Source organism: Paenibacillus sp. FSL H8-0315, assembly GCF_038005365.1.
Classification (GTDB): domain Bacteria; phylum Bacillota; class Bacilli; order Paenibacillales; family Paenibacillaceae; genus Paenibacillus_AQ; species Paenibacillus_AQ odorifer.
In genome coordinates, this window is the sequence record NZ_JBBOTA010000001.1 from 3,579,196 (window position 1) to 3,602,266 (window position 23,071).

The following is a 23,071-nucleotide window of genomic DNA, read 5'->3' on the forward strand; positions in this document are numbered from 1 at the left end:
ATATACCGAAATATCTAACGAAATTAAAATATTTTGTTAGTGTTTGTTATTAATAACGAAGCTGAGTATGTGGAGGTGAATAGTTAGCGAGTAGGTCTGTAATTGTCTTCTATAAGGACAGATAGTTATTGGGTTCATAACAGCTGGTTGGCTATTCTTATTATCAAATCCATTCATTTTCGAAGGAGAATTAGGAATGAAAAAAGCGAAAAAGTGGCTGGGGAGTATACTTGCCTGTGCAATGATAATGTCTCCTTTCCCCTCTGTAATTTCTGCAGCAGCAGCGCCATCGACTGTGGGATTCGGTGATACACAGGGTCACTGGGCACAACAAAATATTGCGAAGTGGGTAGAAAATGGCGTATTAAACGGGTATCAGGATGGTTCTTTTCATCCCAATGAAGGAATTACAAGAGCTGAGTTTGCTACGATCTTGAATAAGGTATTTGGTTTCTATATGAAGTCAGATCAATCTTTTTCCGATGTAAAAGCGACCGATTGGTATGCAGATCAGCTTTCGTTGGCACGATATGCTGGGTATTATGAAGGATACTCAGAGAATAAAGCACAAGCTACTGATTATATAACGCGTCAGGATGCGGTGACGATGTTGGCTCGGATATTTACTCTTCAAGACATTGAAAGCGCTTCATCGATGAGCGGATTTAGTGATTCCGCTCAGATTCAGGCTTATGCTAAGGATGCAGTTCATGCGCTCTCAGGTTTGATTACAGGGTATGAGGATGGAACCTTTAAGCCGCTTGGAAGGATCACCCGTGCCGAAGTTATAACGTTAATTAATAAAATAGTGAAGAGTTATTACTCGCAATCTGGAAGCTTTGAAGGAGGAATAGTTTTTGGGAATGTAGTCGTTAATCAGGATGGTGTTGTGTTAAAAAATGCAACGATAAACGGAAACCTGTATCTAACTGCTGGGATCGGTAACGGCGAAGTGACCCTTGAGGGTATTAAGGTTACGGGCACCACATTTATTGCAGGTGGCGGGATAAACTCCATTCTTATTAAGAATAGCTCATTAGGCAAAGTAAATATAAATCGTAAAGAGGGTGAGGTTCGTGTCCTCACGAGTGGTACAACCCAAATTTCTCAGCTAACGGTAGATAGTCTAGCAAGACTGGAGTTTGGAACTGGGACGATGATCACCACGGGAATTCTAAATAGCACTGTGGGGCTGATCCTAGGTGAAGGCGCATCGATTGCTAATCTAAACGTAGCTGTCAAAGCGACTGGAACCACTCTTTCCGGTCAGGGCGACATTGCAAAAGCGGACGTTAAAGCAACAGGAGTAACGTTGAACGGTAAGCCCATTGCTCCTGGCACAATTGTCATTATCAAAGGCAATCAAGGTCCTGTAGCAACGACTACCCCAGCGCCTACCTCGGCATCAGGCTCATCAACAACGCCGGTAGGTCCGACTAATCCAACCGCGGCACCTACAGCGACACCAATACCAACGGAAACACCGACACCAACAGCGACACCGACAGACCCGACGGGTCCTGTGGGACGTATCGAGAATTTAGCGGATGTTGGTGCAAGTAGTGAGACTAAATCGCTATTCGCCTATTTACAGGATATCCGCGGCAGTGAGATCTTGTTTGGACATCAGCATGCTACTACAGAAGGACTTTCTATTACTGAAAAGGACGGAACGCAGTCTGAGGTCGAGAATGCAGTAGGCGACCTTCCGGGGCTGTTCGGCTGGGATACGCTTAGTCTTGAAGGTTTTGAGAAACCAGGCGATCTAGGCGCAACCCAGCTGGAGAATCGTGATAAATTAATCGGCGTGATGAAATCTGCTTATGAAAAAGGCGGCGTGCTTACATTAAGCTCGCATATGCCGAACTTCGTCACAGGAAAGGACTTTTATGACACCAAAGGGAATGTGCTTACGCATATATTACCCGGCGGTGACAAACATGCGGAATTTAATGCATTCCTGGATATGATTGCGGACTTTGCAAATAACTTAAAAGATGATGATGGTAAAGCTATTCCAGTCATTTTCCGTCCATTCCACGAGCAAAATGGTGGCTGGTTCTGGTGGGGTGCGCCTTACCGTACGAAGGAGCAGTATGCTGAAATTTATCGTTATACCGTTGAATACTTAAGGGACAAAAAAGATGTGCATAACTTCTTATATGCGTTCTCACCGGGAAGTCCATTTAACGGCACAGATGCGACATTCCTTGAGACGTATCCGGGAGATGACTATGTCGATATCCTTGGCTTCGATAATTATTATGACGGAACCACTGAGGGTTGGTTTGATTCAGTCGTGAAGGATGCTAAGCTGATCTCGAAGCTGGCGGATGATAAGGGGAAAATCGCAGCATTTACTGAGTTCGGTTATTCGGGTGTGAAGCCAACTGGAACGAAGGACCTGAAATTCTTTACCAAGCTAATCGCTGCACTGCAGTCTGATCCGGATGCTAAACGGATGGCGTACATGCAGACTTGGGCGAATTTCAATACAGATTCTATCTTTGTCCCTTATAGAAATGCTCCAAACGGGCTAGGGGATCATGAACTGCTCCCTGATTTTGTAGACTATTATAATGATCCGTATACAAGCTTCAGCCATGAAGTGGCTATTGCGGATGCGTATTCGAAACAGGTAACTACAGAAACCGAGCAACCTTTTTTACACATTGCCTCACCAACGGCAAACCAAACAGTGCCCACGACAAAAGCATCGACCCTTCGTGTTCGTGTGTTGAATCAGGATGTGGATAAAGTAACCTACCTGATTGGGGATGACACAACAGAGTACAGCATGGCAGCTGACGCAGAAGGTTTCTATTACTTGGCAGATTGGACACCAGGTGTAGCCTTCGACGAAACTGGCGTGATGCTTACTGTTAAGTCCTATGCAAAGGATGGTTCTGTACTTTCACAAACGATCCTAATCTTTGTAAGTGACGTAGAGGGCAATGGGGACCCATTGATTGTAGATACTTTTGAGAATTACAAAGGGAATGATGAATTACTTCGTGCGGCATTAAGTCCTGCGGGTGATCTAAATACGATCTCACTTGATGCGGACCATAAAAATGATGGCAAGTATGGCCTGAGATTCGATTATAATGTGGATGGCCAGGGTTATACAGGTCGTACCAAAAACATGAATAATGCCGACTGGTCGGACGCCAACAAATTGAAGCTCTGGATTGCACCTGATGGCAGCGACCACAAGCTTGTTATTCAGGTCAATGCAAGCGGCATTTCTTTTGAAGCTTATCCTTCACTGGCAGGTACGACACCTGGCTTGGTGGAAATTCCATTCAGCCAGTTCGCTCCAGCGCCATGGGATACAGGAAATGCCGGTAAAGTAATCACTAAAGAGAACCTTAAGGACATTCGGGCAGTGTCTATCTACGTAAATAAAAAGGACATAGTAGCAAGTACGTCTGGTACGCTGTACTTCGACGATATTGCAGCGTTTAATGATGGAACGGGTGGCGTTCCTAATGGGGGCGAAGGCCCTGGCAGCACGCCAGAACAGGCGAAGCTGTTGTATGGTTTCGAAAAAGATACTCAGGACTGGACAGTAGAGCAAAATAATGCGAGTGCAAGCGCGGCGGTAATCTCGACTGATGAGGCTGCTGAGGGAACTCATTCGTTAAGCACCTTGTTCTCACTCGATTCAGATGGAGCTTTTGAGCTCAGCAAAAATGGCAGTCTGGATCTGAGCGCGGTTGATAAATTAAGCGCACAAATTAAACTGTCGAACGGAACAGCGGATGCACGTTTGTATATTAAGACGGGATCAACCTGGTCTTGGGCTGACAGTGGAGCTGTGAAAGTAGATTCGAGCGGATTTACTACGGTTTCGCTCAACTTGGCAGGTATTGCAGATCTTAATAGTGTAAAAGCCATAGGTATCAAGCTCGAGGGATTCAGTGGTACGGGAACTTCTACGCTGTATCTGGATGATGTTCGGACCCTGAAGAATGGTACCGCACCTGAAGCTGTCGTCTATGGCTTCGAGGACAATACACTGCAAGGCTTCAGCATCAATGTGGATGAAAATAATAAATATAATACAGCGCTGGCTCAGAATCTATCGGTGAGCAATGCTGTGTATGCTGAGGGAACTCATTCGATGCAAGCGGACTTAACATTGAATGGAGGGCAATTCCAGCTGCGTCGTATGGTGGTTACCAACTTAGCGAATGCATCAACAATTACGCTTAAAATCAAGGTTGTACCTATTGATGCAAGCGATGTTAGCGGTGTAATGGCTCAGCTGTTCACCCAAAGTGGCTCAAGCTGGGGAACATGGACTGCTTCTACGGCTACACCAGTAGATGCCAATGGATTTACTACAATAACACTGGATATCAGCAAGGTAGCGGATCGTAATTTGACCCAAGCGATTGGCGTTCAAGTCATGACCACAGCAACTGATCCAGTAGGTAGTGCTACCGTATATGTGGACGAAATCACGATTAAATAGAAAGTAGTAAAGCCGGAAGCGAACATTTTACGATGTTCACTTCCGGCTTATTTATTTAGCATCAAATTTATTCATTTTAAGTCGAGTATCTGCTTGAAATTAACGAAGCTTAATAGACCCGCCATCTACCATGATAGTCTGGCCCGTAATATAATCGGAATCTTCACTCGCTAGGAATACCGCAACACGCCCGATATCACTTTCCAGTTCACCCAATCTTCTCAAAGGGATTTTCGAAATCATGTTTTGGTAATACTCAGGGTTTGCTTCTGCCCATTCAATCATGCCAGGGGAATTAGCAATTGGAGCAATGATGTTTACGTTGATTCCAAATGGACCAAATTCATTAGCGGCTACCCGGGTAATTCCACGGATGGCTTCTTTTGCAGCAGCATATGTTCCTTGATTGGTATCCCCGTTGAGGCCAGCGCCCGATGCAAAATTAATAATTTTACCTTGTGCTTCTTTTAAATACGGTAGTGCTGCTTGCATGAAATAGAAGGTTGGATAGAAGCCTGTATCAAAAGATAAATCGAAATCAGCCTGTGTAGTTTCTTCGATAGATTTCATTCTGGATGCGTGGGCATTGTTTACTAAAATATCTATTTTTCCAAATTTATCAGCTACTTGTTTAGCAAGGTGAGCTATTTTATCGTGTTCCTTGAGGTTCGCTTGAATAAAGATAGATTCAGGTTGATATTCTTGTAATTCTTTAATTGTTTCTTTGCCGGTTTCTTCATTGAGGTCAATAATAGCTACCTTAGCGCCTTCTTTAACAAAAGCCAGGGCCATCCCTTTACCAATACCGCCTGCTCCACCAGTAATAATAGCTACTTTTCCTGCAAGTCTGCTCATGTTGGTATCTCCTTTTTGTGAAAAAAATGTAGTATCTAACTCTTATCAGAGGTAAGGTGTAATTGTTACTTCGACTATATATTACCCAAAATAGTAGCTATATTTACCATGAAGTAGAAACGGCATCATTTACCAGTAAAAATATAGATGGTGACCGACGATGAATGTTCAAGTAGCTGATGAGGCCTGTTCCAGCTCTTATGTACATGTTGAGCGATTGAATTAAGCGGCGCACCAAGTGATGAGCAATTGATGATTCATGTGTCGCTCCAAGTGACGCTGCAAGTGATGCAATAGGTGAAGTATTTATAGAGTAATTAGGGAATTTCTCCCTGAAATTCAGAGATTTCTGTTCATCAGACTTATAATTAGGGAAAACTTACCTGATTTTCGGCCGATTTAGTAACTAATTAAGAAATCCCCTATTTATTAGGGAGGAAATCCCTGATTTCGTGCATTTAGAGCGAATATCGGCTATTTTCAGGGAGTTTTTCCCTAATTAGTTTAAACCCTACCGCAAGCCGTATGAAAAACTCACCTAATATATCGTTCACCGCTCACCGCCCACCATCCAACCGCCCAACCCAATATCAGAGAACGCTACGCGTGGTATATGGTCATATGGCACAGTAAAATCCATTACTTTTCTTTTCAATTCCATTCCATAAAAAAGAAGCTGCCCCCAAGTAGAATTCACTACTTTTGAGACAGCCTCTTATGGATATTTATAAAGGAAACCCCATCGAGATTACCGCACCGCCATTTCTTCGGTTGCCTGCGCTGATCTGACCTCCACAACGCTCGATGATTGCGCGGGAAATAGCCAGTCCAAGTCCGGATTCTCCGTCTTTTCCTTTTACAAAACGATGGAAGAGATAAGGAAGCAGATCGTCCGAAATTCCAGGGCCATCGTCACTTACGGATAACAGAGCCCGGCCCTCCTTGACTGAAACATGGATATAGATATGTTGATTAGCATAACGTGCTGCATTGGAAACTACATTAAGAAGCGCCTGTAGCAGCTTATCCCTATCCGCACGGATCGTAAGAGAATCTTGATGATCGTGGGAGATATGGAGGGTTAATTCTTTTTTCATTAATAGAGGGTTCATTCGTTCGATGGTTTCTGTCAGTAGATCTTTTAAACAAATAACCGTAGGCTTGAATATATCTTCCTCGCTGTCCAGCTTCGCAAGTAAAGTCATTTCGGACACGAGCTTCTTCAAGCGGCTGCTTTCGCTCATGATAATGTCTAGCCCTTTTACTACATTCTCACCTTCAAAAACACCATCCTTAATCCCTTCAGCGTAGCCGGAAATGGACATTAAGGGAGTTTTTAATTCATGAGACGCATTCTGGAAAAATTGTTTCTGCACATGGTTGAAACGATTTAATTCATCTGCCATGTCATATACCGATTGAGCGACAGATCCAAGCTCTCCACCAGCTTTAATTAATTTAACATCTGAGAAGTGCCGTTCTTTGACTTTGCGGAGTTCTTGTTGCAGCCTCATTAGAGGTTGAATCAGCTTCTTGGTGATAAATAGGCCAAATAGGAACATAAATGCTCCCGCTGCGCTGAAAACGATCAGCAGTCTTTTGAGCAAAGCTTGTTCAATAGCAGTGACTGCGCTCATAGGGGTTAGTAGAGTTAGCGTGCCTATAGGTGTAGCCTTCACTTCAGTAATATACCGTGTATCTGTTCCATTCCAAATGTTCTGGAGCTCAGTGGCTTGGCCTGTGACACTCTTGGCATCATAGTTTATTGCAATTGAACTCATCTCTGATGATGTGGACAAGACTTTTCCTGTCTCATCGCTAAGAATGGCTTCGACGCCTGCAGTGCTTAGAGAAGGTAAGGTCACCGGCAGAGCTTCCAGCTGAGTGCCAATCTCCCCGATGTATTTACTTTCTTCAGTCAATGTAACTGACATCGCCGCACCAATGGTTCTTAAATCCTCTTTTTGTGTTCCGACAAAATGGTTGAGTAGTACAAAATGGATCACGACTGCAGTAATAGATAGTAGCAATACCAATGCAATACTAAAGGCTAAATTAATCTGATGTGCTAGTTTCATTCGTATGCTCACCCCCATCTGTTCTCATGCGGTATCCGTGTCCCCATACTGCCTCAATGGGCAAATGCTCCAGTTTTTTGCGCATCCGTTTAATTAGATGATCCACGGCGCGATCACTTCCAAAATAGTCGTCCCCCCACACATAGCTCAGCAGCTCATCTCTTGTAAATGCCCGGTTAGGGGCATCGGCGAATACTTTTAGCATGGTGAATTCCTTGCTGGTCAAGTCCACCTCTTCACCACACCAGAATACACGTCTTTCTTCCGGCAATAGTAGAAGCTGGTCGATTTCAAGACGGGTGGAAGTGGTCTGACTGTTCAACTTTTCGGCCTGATTACTCATTTTGTACCAGCGTTGAAGCTGCCGTTTGATCCGGGCGACTAATTCACGAGGGCTGAACGGCTTGACTAGATAATCGTCACTGCCAAGCTCCAATCCTAATATTTTATCCACTTCATTATCTCTTGCGGAGATCATAATGATCGGTACTTCGGCTTCGTTACGAATCCTTTTACAGAACTCATAACCATCCATGCCGGGGAGCATAACATCAAGTACCCACATATCCGGGGGGCTTGTCTGCCACAAGGTCCATGCTTCCTCAGCGCTGCCAAGGCCGATGGTGTGGTAATTTTCTTTTTGTAAATAAGCTTCAACAAGATTGCGTATATGTTCATCATCGTCGACTACGGCAATGAGATATGGATTATTCATTTCGGGTTACCTCCAAATTATTCTCCTACAAGTATATCAATCCAGAGGTGGGTAAGGGCGGCTGCCATCGTTTTTCCACAAATTAACCAATGTTCTGCCACACCCATTATGTAAGCTTGGTCTTGTAAGATCATTCGAATCGACGAGGAGTGTTGTATTTATGAATCAACAGATGTTATTTAAAAAGTTAGCGCTGTCCGCCCTGCTAGTGTCCGCCGTTGCTGCACCATCTGCAACGAACGCAGCAAGTGGAGCGCAAGACGGAAACACGAAAACAACGGCTGCAGCCGTGGTTACTGCTGCCTCTAAAGGAACAATTGCCACTAAAGTAACCACTATTGATTGGGTAAATCCCCTAGAGTTGGCTAAGACCTACGCACCTAATACCCAAGAAGATTGGAAGAACACCTTGGATCAGTATTATAAGGTTGCTGGATTTAGTATAACCGCACTTGCCGAGCTTGTGCCTGCGGAACTGGTGGAGGGAGTTCAATTATCTAAAGAAATACTATCCACCGAAGCTCTACCTGCAGGATATATTGAAGCTGGTCGTAACCTTGAAGTAATACCTGTAGTCGATGATATGCAGGTAGATAGCAATATCACTACTTCAATTAAAGCTGTAGACGCGACTTCAATTGCTATTTCCATTCCAGATCTTAGCGACGCGGATAAAGCTTTTTTCAAAGCCCAAGATGATCTGAATAGTGCCGCTAAATCCAAAGATGCGACTGTGATCAAGGAAGCTTTAGCTAATCTGCTGGATCAATATAAAGAGAAAATCAAGGAGCTTGAAACAGCCAAATAACAGCGATTAGCGAGGCTTGCTACAGAATAGAGATACTGAAAAGGGTAAAGATAAAAGACACCTCGCGGGGTGTCTTTTTTGTATGCATATCAATCTTCACGCTTTGCCTGTGGCCCTTACTTGCTTCCGCCAGTTCACACCGATCACCCCGGCGATGATCATCACTGTACCGGTCCAATGGTACCATTCCAGTTGCTCATTCAGCAGAAGTACACCACCGAGAATAGAGACAACTGTTGAAAGACTGCCGAAAATGCTCACGCGTGAAGCTTCCATCCGTGATAAAGCATAGTTGGAGAGGAAGGAGGTTACGAGGGAGGAGAGTACGCCGAGATAAAGCATGGAGAATATAAATTTTGGCTCTTGAAAAGGTGTGAAATACTGACTCAAGGTTCCTGCCGAACCATGCTTAATGATCGACAGTCCATTAAAAAATATAAATCCGAACAAAGTAATCATATAGGTAAGTTCTTTGGGACTCCAGGTACGTGTCAGCTTTCGAGCTGCAACATTATAACCGGCAAGGGATAAAGCTGAGATTAGGATAAGTAAGACGCCCCAAAGACTAGAAGAAGAGATACTCAAACCTGGAATGGCAAAGATAAGAATAATGCCTGCAACTGAGATTAATGTAGAGATCTTTTGGAAGCTGCTCGTGGTTTCCTTCAAGAACATCGCCGCCAAAAGGATGGTGAAGATGGGCATTGTCGCCTGAATAATACCCGCTACAGCGGAAGTTGTATACAAAAGTCCATACGCCTGAAGGGTGAAATATAACGCTGGATACATTAAAGCCAGTGGGATTATCACTGCGGCCTTGGATATTCCAAACTTCACCCGCCCCCACCCTGGAAAAGTAAATAAAGAAGCGGCAAGGAAAGATAACGTGAAGCGATGAGCTAGCGTATCAAAAGGATCCGAGACGGTTAGGGCCATTTTTACAAATATAAAGGAAAACCCGACGATAATAGCATTCATGACAGCTGCTGCTATCGCTTTTTGAGTAGAAGATGTATTCATTAGTAAAGACCTCCAAAGTGTTGCGCGCATTTAGGTACCGGTCCTGTTCTGCTCTTTATTCTAAGGCTAGAGTAGCTGTGCTACAATGTAATTATTATTCATCTGTACCGGTACAGAATAAGCTTGGAGGAAGGTGAAAGGGATGTATAAGTATTCGGAGTTAATCAACGAGCTAGAAGCGCAAATTGCCGAGGATGCGTATCGTGAGGGAGATAAATTACCGTCTATCCGGGAGTTGTCCTTACGTTATGGATGTAGTAAAAGTACGGTTATTCGCGCGTTACAGGATCTTCAGGACAAACATTTAATCTATGCCGCCTCAAAAAGTGGTTATTATGTCATGAAACGAAGCGGACAGCGAAAAGACGAAGGTGCACATTGGATCGATTTTACGGTGTCTGCACCCGACCCGGATATTTTTCCGTATCTGGATTTCCAACATTGTATTAATAAAGCGATTGATATGTACCGCAATGACTTGTTCATCTATGGAACGCCGCAGGGGCTTCCTTCTCTTATTCGTGAAATGCAGCGGCATCTGGCTTCTTATCAGGTATTTGCCAATCCGGATCAGATTTTTATTACCTCAGGTGTGCAGCAGGCGCTTGGCGTATTGACCCGAATTCCTTTTCCGAATGGCAGGCAGCGAGTGCTGATTGAGCAGCCGGGTTATCCGCTTTTTATGGAATATCTGAAGACGTATGGCATTGAGACAGAGGGGATAAAGCGTTCGGATGCTGGGGTGGACTTGAATGAATTAGAGCGGTTATTTAAGACAGGCCAGTTCAAGTTCTTTTATACCGTCCCGCGATTTCATAATCCGCTCGGCGTCTCCTATACCCGTACCCAGAAGAAGGCGATTGCTCAGCTAGCAGCTAAATACGATGTGTATATCGTTGAAGATGACTACATGGCGGACTTGGAGCAGGATGCAAAAGAGGATCCGATCTACGCTTATGACGATGCTTCCCATGTGATCTATTTGAAAAGCTTTTCCAAAATTATATTTCCGGGTCTGCGTGTCGGTGTCGCTGTACTGCCAGAGGTCCTGTGTGACTCTTTTAACCGATTCAAAAGACTGATGGATATAGATAGCTCTATGCTGTCTCAGGCTGCCCTGGAGTTGTATCTGAAAAGCGGAATGTTCGAGCGCCACCGAAAAAAGATGCGTTCCTGCTACGAAAAAAGATCCACGCTGCTCCATGAATCGATTATGAGAGAGTTAGATACAGCGACAGCACAACATTATTCCTACCATCCAACCGGCCAGCTTGGTGTGCATACGTATCTGAAGCTTAGTGACAGCGTAAAGACAGAACAGATGATCAAACGTCTGCAAAAAAAGTTCATTCGCATCGAAATGGCGGACAGCGGGTATCTGCCCTCTTTTAATAAAGAGAAGATTCTAAAGCTCAATGTATCCAGTGTAAAAGAGCCGGATATTCGCTCTGGCATTGAACAGGTAATGCAAGAAATACGCTGAGAGCGCAGCAATAAATGAGTGGATGATAATGGTGGAAATGCTGGGAGCCCATTGGAGTAGAAACAAAAAAGCGTTCCTCCAGTAACAGGGATCGTTTTTTTGCGTTGTGGGTCGTCGGCAAATCTGGCAGCAGTGAACTGATGGACAGCAGATCTCATTATCGGTACAACTCGCAGTAATCTCTGGTTCTTCTATAAATATCCGAACACATTTTCTGTGCAATCTTCGGCCGAGTCATGCGGACCCAGATAACGTTATTTGCTAGTTTTTAGCCTTTGAAGCAGGTTTTCGGACACCAGCGCCGCTATTCAATTAGAAAGGGGTTATATTGGGTGGTTTTCATGCTAATAACGGCTATGGGGTCCGCTAGCACTCTAAAAATGTGAAAAAGCCGCTTTTAAGGTCAGCTGTGTCGGATAGCGAATTCGCTAAGTGCAAATTACCAAGATGCTTTATTCATTTTTGCTTCGGTAGCGAGTATCAGCAACAAGCGCAAAAAAAGAGACCGGGTTCGGTCTCTTTTAGTTATTTCTCGATAGGAGGTATGAATTAATTCGCAAAAAAGTTCGGCAGGAACTCTTTATTAGCTTCCAGCATTTCGTCCAGCATCCGAATCGCTACGTCCACGGACGGAACAAGCGGGTGATGTGCGAGCGCCTGAAGGGCAAGGGCGCGGTCTCCGGTGACAGCGGCGTCAATCGCCAGCTGTTCATAGGTTTTGACAGCATGAATGAGTCCTTTAGCCATGGTTGGAATTTTGGTCAGTGGCAGAGGTAGCGGGCCGTTTTTGGTGACCACGCAGTTCACTTCAATGCTGGCGTCATCTGGCAGGAAGTCCAATATGCCATGGTTAGCGACATTTAGGGTCTGAATGTCGTTTGATCCGTTATGAAGCGATCTCATGAGATTAACAGCTGCTTCTGAGTAAAAAGCACCGCCGCGCTGTTCCAGCTGCTTCGGCTTCTCGCTTAGCTCTAGATTGCCATAAAGCTCGAAGAGCTCTTCTTCTACACGTTTGACGACTTCAGCACGGTTAATGCCTTGCTTATGGGAGTCCATCTGCTCTTCGAGCATGGCATCGGTCATATAGAAATATTTTAAATAGTATGAGGGCAGTGCATGAAGGGATTGCAGGAATTCCGGGTTCCATTCTCTTGCCGGTACGTTCTTAGCGCTGTAGCTGGTTGTATCTGCAAGCATATCATCCAGCTTGTCTTCACCTTCAACATCGATACGAGTAATCCAGTGCAAGTGGTTGAGGCCCACAAATTCGGCATATACACGGTCTGCTGCTACATTATATTTGGCAGAGACTTGCTTGATCAGGCCGATAGGTGCGTTGCACAGGCCAATACTTTTTACCTTAGAATATTTCAGAACGGCTTCGGTGACCATCCCAGCAGGGTTAGTGAAATTGAGCAGCCATGCGTTGGGAGCCAGTTCCTCGATATCACGGCATACATCCAGAATAACAGGGATGGTGCGCAGTGCTTTCATCATTCCCCCAGGACCTGTTGTTTCTTGGCCAATAACGCCATATTTGAGCGGAATCGACTCATCACGAGCACGGGCATCAAGCATGCCGACACGCATCTGAGTGCTGACGAAGTCGGCGCCTTCGATCGCTTTACGGCGGTCTGTTGTCAGATGAACCTCAATCGGAAGGCCGGATTTCTCCACCATACGTTTTGCCAAGTTACCTACAATATTCAGCTTGCGAAGACCAGGCTCAATATCTACAAGCCATAATTCGCGCACGGGAAGTTCTTTATAGTGAAGAATGAATCCCTCTACTAATTCTGGGGTATACGAAGAACCTCCACCGATAACTGCAATCTTTAATCCTTGGTTAGCTGCCAAGATTAATCACTCCTGTCTTGTAGTTTGTTTGATCGATTCATAATCCTGAAATTTCCGCATTTTCTCATACACTTCACTACTAATGGTCAACCCATCTTGATCCATAGCTGACCATACTGCACCGACTACAGGCTCTGTGGCAAGGGTAACCACTGTTGCCTGAGGGGCTGCAGCGCGTACAGCTTTCTCGATAGGCTGGCGAATCCAACCGCGATCCCCCCGGGTTAGCAGACTTCCTGCCAGCACCACATCGAAGGTCTCCTGCTCCATGCCTAGCTTGTGAATGATAGCTGCCGCAGACTTACCTAGTTCAACCCCTTGCCGATGTAAAATCTCCAATGCTACGGCATCTCCTTCAGCTGCTGCTTCAAAGAGCAGGCGGGCAACATTTACAGGTACTTTTTTCCAATGATCGAGGAAATCGTGAAACATATGCCCAACTTCCTCATAACCTAACATTTTTAGCAGTAAGCCTGTTAATAGGGTGGGCTGTTCTCGGCCGTCCCAAGCTCGGATAACGGAACGAAACACCTCAATATTGAGTGCGCCACCCCCGCCAAAATCACCGTACATATAGTCAAAGCCGCCGCATTGATAATGCTCTCCCTGCAGGTTTCTGCCTGCTGAATTGGTGCCGGTGCCGCAGATGAGCGCGACACCATAAGGGCGATTCGTTCCGGCGCGTAGACCGATCATAGTGTCACAGTTAATGGTGTATTTGGTGAATCCTATCTGGCGTATCATCGGATGGAGAATAGCATAGTCGGCCTCGCGATCAGCACCGGCAAGTCCGAGATAGGTATGCTGGATGTCTTCCAACCGGAGTCCGGCTTCAGCCAGCGCCCCGAATGTGGCCTCTTGAATACTGTTGGCGGCCTCAAGGGCGCCTGTCTGGTGGTTGCCGTTACCACTCTTGCCTTTGCCAAGAACATTGCCATGTTCATCGCTTAGCAGAGTATAGGTTTTCGTGCCTCCCCCATCGATCCCCAAGTAGTAAGTCAATGGTCGTCACTCCTAGTGTATAAATTTAATCTACTCAGCTCCGGTAGATTCACGTACGATAAGTTCAGGATCAATCCGCATCCCGGCTCCACGTTTCATCTTTCCGGAGATGCGTTTGAGTAGCATATCCGCGGCTGCCAGCCCGATTTTGTCTGCAGGCTGACGTATTGTTGTCAGATGTGGATGAAGCTGTGAAGCAATATAATGATCGTCATAGCCGACCACTGCCACCTCTTCGGGTACCTGAATGCCCGCTTCCATCAGGGCATTGATGACTCCAAGCGCGATATTGTCATCCCCGGCAAATACGGCGGTGGGCAGCTTTCCTTCCTTCAGCCAACGTTTGCAGGTATCGTATCCCATCCCAATATCGAAATCACCAGGCACGATCTCAAAGGGGGCCAGTCCTTGTTCCTGAAGCGCCTGTAGAAATCCACTGCGCCGCTCCCGCGTACTCCGGAACATTTCCTGACCGCAGAGATGAGCGATTGAAGTGTGTCCCAGCTCCAGCAGATGACGCGTAGCTGCGTATCCCCCCTTGAAGTTGTCGATCGTGATGGAGTAGGTATCATTTTCGGGCTTCTGATTATCTATCAGCACATAAGGAATACCCCGCCGTTTTAACTCCACAATATAATTATCCTCTTCCATCGGAGAGAGCAGAATTAAACCGTCTACACGATCCTCCTGAATTAAATAATGGCTATCATCCGATTCGATGCCTGTTGAGATGGATATGGCTAAAAAATAACCATGCATCGCTAATATTTCATTCAGCTCTTTGACCACTGCGTCAAAAAAGGAATCTTGCAGGGTAGTGACAATAATGCCGATAATTCCCGTCTTACCGCTTGCCAGACTGCGTGCCGCAGCATTAGGGCGGTAATCCAGCTCTTTAATTGCCTCCAGCACCTTTTGGCGATTATTCTCGCGTACCGATTCGGCCCCATTTAACACCCGGGATACGGTTACAACGGATAATCCGGATTTTTTGGCTACATCAAAAATACTCACTTTCATCTTTAATTCTCCTCACGGCAGATTTTCCGATCCTGTTTTCTACTTTCAGTATACAGGGTTGGCAGACTGTCCGCTAAACGTATGATTTCACGCAGGTATACCGTCCCTAAAGGGGGCGGTATACCTGCCAAACAGTTATCGCTGAATGATCTCTGTAACCTTCTTCTGAATCGTCGCCATCACCTCTTCAACCGTCTTATGTCCAGTTTCTACTGGCTGCAATTCATTAATGAACATGTCATTAATTTGCGAGTAGTTGGTGATTAAGTGGTTATAGGATTCGAAGCCGTAGTTAACAGCACCCTCGTAGACATTTTTGATATCCTGTGGATCGATACCTTCAAAATGTTTATAGTAAGCTTCTGCAGCTTCGGTGTTGACTGGTGGGTTACCGCCACTAAGCTCAATGGATTTCTCTTGCACTTCGCTTGTGATCAGGTATTTGATCCATTCAAAAGCTTCCTTCGGATGTTTGGAGTCCTTCAAGATCAGCAGCGGATCGACATAAAGGGTGCTACGTACCTTATCGTTGCCTCCCCATGGTACAGCGGCTACGCCAATTTTGAAGGGGAAGTCATTTGCACCTGCAAGGTTCCATGAGCCTCCGATAGACATGCCGATTTTACCAGCAACAAAGGGATCGCCGTTCTGTCCAGCTACACTTTTGCTCCATTCGGAAGAAGGAGAGACTTTATCCTTAAAGACAAGATCAAAAAGCTTGTTGTAGGCAGCGATCACTTCAGGGGAGTCAAAATAAGTCTCGGAAGGCACGCCGCCATTAGTCCATGTATCTTCTGAGTAAGGCTCCGCTCCAAAATATAACGGCCGCATATCGCGTTCGGACCAAGTGAAGTCTACGCCATATTGAGTTTTGGCGATATCATCGGATACAAGCGTCATTTGTTTAGCTTCATCGACCATTTTTTCAAACGTCCAGCTCTTATCTTCATAATCGCTTGTTGGATAAGTCAGTTTGGCCGCATCAAACATGTCTTTGTTATAGAGCATTAAGGTGACATACATATTGACCGGGATGCCGTAAGTGTGATCTTTAACCTTGTAGATACCCATTAGATTCTCTGGGATACTATAATCCTCTGCCTTGAAACCATCCTCTTTCATAAGGTCGGTCATATCGAACAACATACCCTTATTGTAGTATTCTGCGAAACCTCCATACCCCCAGTGACTTGTCACGTCGGGCGATTTGCCGCCGGCAATTAGCGTTTGCAGCTTGCTGTCGAACTGCTCATAAGGTGCTTTTTCCACTTTCACTTTAATATTCGGATGCTGCTTCTCGAAATCAGGGATTAATTTTTCGACAAATGTGCGGTCTTCTGAATCTATTGTGTAATGGGTAATCGTTACCGTTTCTGCTTTGCCTCCAGAATTAGTAGAGTCACCGTTTCCTCCAGATAGGGCGTTACCCGCCGATTTGCCGCCGCTACAGCCTGATAAGGCTAGAACAACGAGCATGGTAGCTGCAAGTAAAAGCACAATACTTTTCCTGTTCTTGTTCATTAGCTAAACCCTCCATGATTTCAAGTATATTTGGCCGCCGGATGGCGGATTATTACTTAATCCCTGTAAGTACTATCCCTTCGACGAACTGTTTCTGGGCTACAGCAAACAGCGTAACGATTGGGACCATAGCTAGAACCGAAGCAACCATTAGCAGATGCCAAGGTGGAATGCGGAACCTCGATGAGGTAAGAGAAGCCATCCCGACGGGTAGCGTGAACTTATCTGATGAGCTTAAGTAAAGCACTGGCGTAAGCAGATCATTCCAGTTGTAGATAAAAGCAAAGATAGCTACGGTCGCAAGTGCAGGTTTGGAGAGTGGGATTGCTATGGTAGCCCACATCCGTATTTCACCACAGCCATCAATGCGTCCGGCATCAAACAGCTCTTCAGGCAATGTGGAGAAGAATTGGCGCAGCAGAAAAATATTATAGGCTGAGCCGAAGAAAGCAGGCACGATCAGGGGTAAAAAGGTATCTATCCAGTTCATTTGCGAAAAGAGTACAAATTGCGGAATCATAATGGCCGGATAGGGTAACATCATGGTGCTCAGCAGCAGGATGAACCACACCTGATTACCTGTACCTCTGAATCTGGCGAATCCATAGGCAACCAGCGCCGAAGAAATCAAGGTTCCCACAACACTAAAGCCGGCGATAATCAGACTGTTTTTATAAAGAGTACCGAACTGCAGGGTATCAAATATTTCTGTGTAATTGCTCCACTGCCAGCTCTCCGGAAGAAAGGTGGGTGGGAACTTCAGCATCTCGCGTTTGGACTTAAGTGAAGTGGAGACCATGAAGAACAAAGGAAGCAGCATCAGAAATGTTGTAACTACTAGAGTAATAAAGCTGAAAATCTTAACAGGCTCCGCTTTCCGGCGGCGTTTTGTTCCTTTAGTCCGGGGGCTTAGCGCTCTGACTGTACTCATTTGCGTCCGCCTCCTTCATAGTGAACATAACGGTTAGACAATTTCATAATTAGTGCGGTGCAGAGCATAACTACGATAAGGAGCACCCATGCCAAGGCTGAGGAATAACCGGCACGATATTCTTTGAAAGCGCTGGTGTAGAGATTATAGACATAGAACCAGGTAGAGTAATTCGGCCCCCCTTGAGTCATGACAAAAGCTTGGGTAAAGACTTGGAAGGAATCAATCAGTCCCATAATCAGTTGGAAGAGCAGCACGGGAGAGATCATCGGTAAGGTAATGTTCAGGAAGATTCTGAAGCGCCCGGCACCGTCAAGGTTAGCGGCTTCGATCAAGCTAGCCGGTACGCCTTGCAGACCTGCAAGGAATAAAATCATTCCTGAGCCTGCTGTCCAGAAAGTCATGATGATCAAGGCATATAGTGCAGTGTCTGGGTTCATCAGCCAAGCCGGTCCATGAATGCCGAACCAGGAAAGGATGTAATTGAAGAGCCCGATCTGCGGGTTGAAGATCCAGTACCACAGCAGGGACATGGCCACGCCGGATACCATGCTTGGGAAATACATTGCTGTTCTGAAAAAGCCGCGCAAAGGAATGGTCTGGTGGAGCAATAGCGCAAAGCCAAGACCGAGTGCAAGCTGGATAGGTACACCGATGAAGGTATATCTCAGCGTGACAACCACCGATTTCCAGAACAGGTCATTGTGAAACATCTCTGTGTAGTTAGCGAGCCCGATAAATTTAGGTGGGTGTATGATGTCATAATCAGTAAAGCTGAAGTAAAGCGATGATAAGATAGGATAAAGGGCGAATACTAGGAAGCCGATAATCCAAGGAGAAATGAACAGATACATATAGAACGTCTGCCGCCTGTTCTCGCGATTGATCATGACACACCAACCTCTCGTTTTAAAAGTATAAGCGCTTTAACTTTTGATCATACTAACACTATTAATTAGCAATAATACTAGGTACCTAGAGATTAAAGTTTAACCGCTTTAACTTTTTGATTCGCTTTAATAAGCATATCATAGAGGATGATCACTAAATAATCAACACTTATTTTAACTATAAAAGCGCTATCAGTCATTAAACGTAACATACAGTCTGTCATTTTTGTGAAAAAGGGAGCTGAAATAAGATTCGGGAGTTTATTGTGTTAACTATTATAACGCAATTTTATTATTTTTTATTAATATTCCTCATGCTATGATTAGGTTTGGTCATATTTTGTTAGAAATGAGGAAACTGAATGACGACTAGACCTTACTTAAAAATGATCCAGCATTCTGTTACAGCCTCAGGGATTAGCTTTGAGGAAATTACACCGAATTTCGTATATAGAGCGACAGATGGAGTGAAATCATTTGTGATGGTAGACGCTGAGATCGGACTAAACAACAGTGCTTCTACGATCATTGCCATGAGTAAATCTCTAACTTATGATGTTTTGCATAAGGCGAATATCCCAGCCGTAGAACATATTTATTTGCCGCATCCAGACTCCAAATTTAGCAATTTGAATCCTTATCCATTGGCTGAGCGTTATTTCCAAGCGTACAATGGGGAGGTAGTTATGAAGCAGGATAACGGGGCGCAGGGAAATCATGTGTACAAAATCAATGAGATAGCCGATCTGCATGAAAAGCTGGATTTATTATTTTCTTTACAGCTTAATGGGGCAATAGGTCCTTATTATGAAGCGGAGATTGAGTATAGAATTGTAACTTTTAATCATCAGGCGCGTGTATTCCTTGGCAAAAAAAGAGTTCGTTCGTGGAAGCACAATTTGATTAACGGAGCTGTTACGATTGAGGTGAAAGATCAGGTCAAACAAGAGGCGCTGGCGGAGCTTGCCTCCCGGACCTCTAAAGCGCTGGGCCTTGATTTCTGCTCAGTAGATATCTTAGAGACAAATCAAGGCTTGTTGGTGATCGAAGTCAATCATAAGGTAATGTTAGATGAATATTGCAAGCAAAATCCAAGTGAAGTACCTGGCCTCTCAGACCTTTACAGGGAAGTTATTCTTCAGCGTATGAATCAGTTATAAGCCGATATTCAGCAGCGATTGCCCGAATAATCTTTTGGCATTTCCGATTAGAGTTTGCGTACCCACGATTACAATAATCTCGGAAGGTGATTGTTCTTTAACATACGTGAGAGCGTCCTCTAAATAAGGGAATTCGGAACTTTTTTCGAGAAAACTTTTAGCGATAAGCGGAGCATCCGTAGGGAAAATTAGATGGCTTATATCGGGTTTGGTTACGATTAGTTGATCCGAGACTGTACTCATGACTTCGATGACCCCTGTGTAATCTTTATCCTTAGGGACACCGATGATGGATGTGACGGTACGGCTGCGCTCAGGATTCACTAATTGAATAAGTTCAGCCAGATAGCTTGCAGAATCTCTATGAATAGCTCCGTCAATAATCGTCAGTGGGTCATGACAGATAACTTCACAACGTCCCGGCCATTGTAATTGTTCAAAACAGTGATGTACGATCTCCTGATCAAGGGGTCCCCCTGTAATCTCTTCACAAAGTGCGACTGCGCTGGCAGCATTGACCGCTTGAAACTGTCCCAATAGCGGAAGGGTCAAGGCTGGATAAACGGCTGGCTTCGTCCGGACATCAAAAGTAGTTCCGACAGAAGTGGTTGTGATAGATTCAGCTAAAAACTGTTCTTCATAATATTGCACAGGGTTGGAGGAGAGGTTGTCCTTCATGATCGCAAGAACGTCGGATTTCTGTTTGCTAACATAGACGTTTGTTGTGTTGTTTTTGACAATCCCCAGCTTGTGCAGTGTAATGCTGTTCAGATCAGGTCCCAAATGGGCCACATGCTCTTCCATAATCGGGGTAATGACAGCCCAGTCATTGCTCAGGACATTGGTGTCATCAAACCTTCCTCCTCTACCGCATTCAATCACATTGATATCTGTACCCTTCTCCTTAAAGTACAAAGCCGCAATAGCCAAAGCAACCCCAACCGGACCTTGATATTCATCAGCAGCAAGCTGCTCTTCGATCTGGTGGAAGCCCCCGCGAATTACATTACCTAATCGCACAAAATCTTCTGTGGCTATTGCCTGCCCATTGATCCGGATTCTTTCGTTGAAATCTACCAGGTGAGGGGAGGTGAATAACCCCACTTTATATCCCAAGTGACTTAACAGAGAGGAAATAAATCTAGAGGTGGAGCCCTTACCTTTACTGCCTGTGACCAGTATGTATTTTTGATTGCGATCCGGACTTCCGACTGCATCCAGTAATACTCTGGTTAACTCCGGTTTTCTAACTTCTTCATCCAAAGTTTCTGTAATGTTGTTAATGGCCCTTAGGTAAGAGCTGTAGATCATATCTTCTACTTGGGATTGTGAAGTGAATTCCACGGAAATCCCTCCATTTAATTAATTTTGGCGCGTTCCTCAGATAGTGTTGTGTAGATGATAATCGGAAGTAACACAAGAGAAATGATGACGGTCAGAGCGATGCTCCAGTTCAAATCCTTATATAGCTGTACTATGGTGAACAACAAAGCGATAACAGGTAAGACTAGTTTATTTAAGTGCTTTAGGAATAAGGAGTACATACTTCTTTTTACGGTAACTGATGTGCCGATGCTTGGGATTTCTAACTCGTTACGCGATAAGGCGGTGATCCCGATAAATAAGTGGCCGTCGATAAATTTAAGCTGCTCATTATCCGCATGAAGCTTGACTGACTGGGCAATATGCTCCGTATCGATGTCTAAGATGGGGATGGTGATTTGTTTAGAATTATAGGAGATCACGATCTGATCTGTTTCTTCCATGCCTAGCAGTTTTCTAACATTCGGATGAATTCTGCATAAATTCTGGTGCTCATCAAAAGGGTAAGGATGACCCACTCTGAGGGTGAGCTCTCTTTTGCCAATAAAAAAGTTCCCTAATGCACTTAAGGGCCGTTGGATCAGTTGATTTATAAGTTTATGTATGCCTGGCTTGGGTTGAGAACGCGTCCTAGCGCGAGTAATGATTAATGGGTCATGCCCCTCGGAATGGGTTTCAAGCAATAACATAATGTATCTGTTGAAGTAAAGGGTATTCGGTTTGGCTGTGCTATCTTCTCGTAAAGTTAGGTTTACCCGGAAGCCATTTTTGGGATTGATAAGTTCTACTTGATTCGTATATTTACGGACGAGTGCTGGACAGGCTTTTACATAGGGTTTGGCAATCTCGTCCACTTTAGGAATTCCCCGAAGAACTGTGTCGTATTCTGGCTTCGTTATTGTTAATCCTGTAGTCAGGCAGTCCCCGAGCTTGTCCTTTGCCCGCTTGGATAATTGGATTGTACCTCTTGGCACCTCATCTGCCGATAAAATTAAACAGCTGGCTTTGACACCATTCTCTGCTGTAAGATCAACGAAGATATGCTGGACTAAACCTAATTCCTTTAACTCTTCGGAGTTCATTGTGATTTCTTCACGAGGTTGAAGGCTTTGTTTGTCTAGAATAGTAAAGGTTTGCTCGATAATAATGTCAGACACCGCCCAATAGTTTAATGATTTGTTCAAGGGAATGAATGGTTTTTTGGAATAAATCAAACGCATTCGGGTTACGATAATTTCGATTAATTTCAATTTGAATACTTTGAACTAACAATTCCTTAGCGCAATATGAAGTAATCGTTCCAGGATGGGATGCAGAAAATGTATGATTTTGTCGAACATTGGTAATACCATTATTGTTAAAGATGCCTATGACGTCATTTAAATTATTCTCTCGTATAGAGGTTCCGTACAGTGTCCCTAGGTCAATATCAAACTCTCGAAGTTTGGAAGCTCCGTGCAGATCGATCACAAACTGAATGCGATGTTCTTTGACAAGCGCTCGTAGCGCAGCCTTATATTCTCCACCTAAGATGTAATTTGGGTCTTCTTTGGAGAAGCTATTTGAATAAATACAGTAGCAATTAGTGAGCTTTTGTAACAAGAGGGCAAGGGAGCCTGTATACATGTCAGCTGGTTTTACAGCATGTTCTCGAAAATGATTAATGGCATGTGGAGCTGAGACTAGTACAGGAAGGGAGCCTTCTACAATGGAGTAAGAGGGATCTACCCCGATATCGCCAAAATAATTATTATTGGAGAATTGTAGCTCATACTGTTCGATCAGAGATAAAATATGCAATCACCTATTCATAGTTATTTAATGGGTCGTTAACCATTAGTATGTCCTAAGCATTCACCATTCATGAATAAGGATGAATCTATTATAACGCTTGCAAGGTTTGCCGTGGGCAGTTTTTCCATAAA

The 23,071-nt window shown here is 44.6% G+C and carries 17 protein-coding genes; 4 read left to right on the top strand and 13 right to left on the bottom strand.

Annotation, left to right across the window (positions count from 1 at the left end):
- Positions 1-196: 196 nt before the first annotated feature.
- The gene (locus MHB56_RS15645) at positions 197-4,480 is read left to right on the top strand and encodes a glycosyl hydrolase (RefSeq protein ID WP_341143732.1); all 4,284 of its coding nucleotides are present in this window, start codon (positions 197-199) and stop codon (positions 4,478-4,480) included.
- Between the two features lie 99 nt (positions 4,481-4,579).
- On the opposite strand, the gene MHB56_RS15650 is transcribed toward MHB56_RS15645, so the two are convergent.
- From MHB56_RS15650 to MHB56_RS15660, 3 genes are all read right to left on the bottom strand, one after another.
- Positions 4,580-5,335: an SDR family NAD(P)-dependent oxidoreductase gene (locus MHB56_RS15650; protein WP_339189136.1), complete on the bottom strand. Its 756-nt coding sequence runs from the start codon at positions 5,333-5,335 to the stop codon at positions 4,580-4,582.
- Between the two features lie 725 nt (positions 5,336-6,060).
- Positions 6,061-7,413, bottom strand: coding sequence for a sensor histidine kinase (locus tag MHB56_RS15655; protein WP_076192593.1), 1,353 nt, complete (start codon positions 7,411-7,413; stop codon positions 6,061-6,063).
- A complete protein-coding gene (locus MHB56_RS15660) occupies positions 7,391-8,128 on the bottom strand; it encodes a response regulator transcription factor (RefSeq protein ID WP_076126944.1) in 738 nt (245 codons plus the stop codon). The genes MHB56_RS15655 and MHB56_RS15660 overlap by 23 nt, the downstream gene beginning before the upstream one ends.
- 160 nt (positions 8,129-8,288) lie before the next feature.
- On the opposite strand from MHB56_RS15660, the gene MHB56_RS15665 reads away from it, so the two are divergent.
- Positions 8,289-8,936, top strand: a complete 648-nt coding sequence (locus MHB56_RS15665; RefSeq protein WP_312150771.1) for a hypothetical protein — start codon at positions 8,289-8,291, stop codon at positions 8,934-8,936.
- 96 nt (positions 8,937-9,032) lie between these two features.
- Here MHB56_RS15665 and MHB56_RS15670 read toward each other — a convergent pair whose 3' ends face one another.
- Positions 9,033-9,956, bottom strand: a complete 924-nt coding sequence (locus tag MHB56_RS15670; protein WP_076303201.1) for a DMT family transporter — start codon at positions 9,954-9,956, stop codon at positions 9,033-9,035.
- A gap of 142 nt (positions 9,957-10,098) precedes the next feature.
- On the opposite strand from MHB56_RS15670, the gene MHB56_RS15675 reads away from it, so the two are divergent.
- Entirely contained in the window at positions 10,099-11,439 is a 1,341-nt protein-coding gene (locus MHB56_RS15675) for an aminotransferase-like domain-containing protein (RefSeq protein WP_248549185.1), read from the top strand.
- A 549-nt stretch (positions 11,440-11,988) separates the two neighbouring features.
- Here MHB56_RS15675 and MHB56_RS15680 read toward each other — a convergent pair.
- The 6 genes from MHB56_RS15680 to MHB56_RS15705 form a co-directional block, all read right to left on the bottom strand.
- Positions 11,989-13,299 (bottom strand): 6-phospho-beta-glucosidase, encoded by a 1,311-nt coding sequence (locus tag MHB56_RS15680; RefSeq protein WP_076186244.1) that lies wholly within the window; start codon positions 13,297-13,299, stop codon positions 11,989-11,991.
- Between the two features lie 6 nt (positions 13,300-13,305).
- The gene (locus tag MHB56_RS15685; protein ID WP_341143733.1) at positions 13,306-14,301 is read right to left on the bottom strand and encodes an N-acetylglucosamine kinase; all 996 of its coding nucleotides are present in this window, start codon (positions 14,299-14,301) and stop codon (positions 13,306-13,308) included.
- Between the two features lie 30 nt (positions 14,302-14,331).
- Positions 14,332-15,321, bottom strand: a complete 990-nt coding sequence (locus MHB56_RS15690; RefSeq protein ID WP_036687224.1) for a LacI family DNA-binding transcriptional regulator — start codon at positions 15,319-15,321, stop codon at positions 14,332-14,334.
- Positions 15,322-15,456: 135 nt separating this feature from the next.
- Positions 15,457-16,842, bottom strand: a complete 1,386-nt coding sequence (locus tag MHB56_RS15695) for an ABC transporter substrate-binding protein (protein ID WP_341143734.1) — start codon at positions 16,840-16,842, stop codon at positions 15,457-15,459.
- Between the two features lie 52 nt (positions 16,843-16,894).
- Positions 16,895-17,773, bottom strand: a complete 879-nt coding sequence (locus MHB56_RS15700; RefSeq protein WP_038568194.1) for a carbohydrate ABC transporter permease — start codon at positions 17,771-17,773, stop codon at positions 16,895-16,897.
- On the bottom strand, positions 17,770-18,663 hold the full coding sequence (locus tag MHB56_RS15705) for a carbohydrate ABC transporter permease (protein WP_036687229.1): 894 nt from the start codon (positions 18,661-18,663) through the stop codon (positions 17,770-17,772). Before MHB56_RS15705 ends, MHB56_RS15700 begins: the two co-directional genes overlap by 4 nt.
- 362 nt (positions 18,664-19,025) lie before the next feature.
- Between MHB56_RS15705 and MHB56_RS15710 the strand changes: the two genes are divergently transcribed.
- The gene (locus MHB56_RS15710; RefSeq protein ID WP_076192579.1) at positions 19,026-19,823 is read left to right on the top strand and encodes an ATP-grasp domain-containing protein; all 798 of its coding nucleotides are present in this window, start codon (positions 19,026-19,028) and stop codon (positions 19,821-19,823) included.
- Here MHB56_RS15710 and MHB56_RS15715 read toward each other — a convergent pair.
- From MHB56_RS15715 to MHB56_RS15725, 3 genes are read right to left on the bottom strand one after another with little or no spacing between them, the layout of a single operon-like run.
- A complete protein-coding gene (locus MHB56_RS15715) occupies positions 19,818-21,167 on the bottom strand; it encodes a bifunctional folylpolyglutamate synthase/dihydrofolate synthase (RefSeq protein ID WP_076192577.1) in 1,350 nt (449 codons plus the stop codon). The two genes, MHB56_RS15710 and MHB56_RS15715, sit on opposite strands and share 6 nt — an antisense overlap.
- Before the next feature lie 14 nt (positions 21,168-21,181).
- Positions 21,182-22,330 carry a hypothetical protein gene (locus MHB56_RS15720; protein WP_143762751.1) on the bottom strand — a complete coding sequence of 383 codons (1,149 nt, stop codon included), beginning with the start codon at positions 22,328-22,330 and terminating at the stop codon, positions 21,182-21,184.
- The gene (locus tag MHB56_RS15725; RefSeq protein WP_076192573.1) at positions 22,296-22,946 is read right to left on the bottom strand and encodes an N-formylglutamate amidohydrolase; all 651 of its coding nucleotides are present in this window, start codon (positions 22,944-22,946) and stop codon (positions 22,296-22,298) included. The genes MHB56_RS15720 and MHB56_RS15725 overlap by 35 nt, the downstream gene beginning before the upstream one ends.
- Positions 22,947-23,071: the final 125 nt, after the last annotated feature.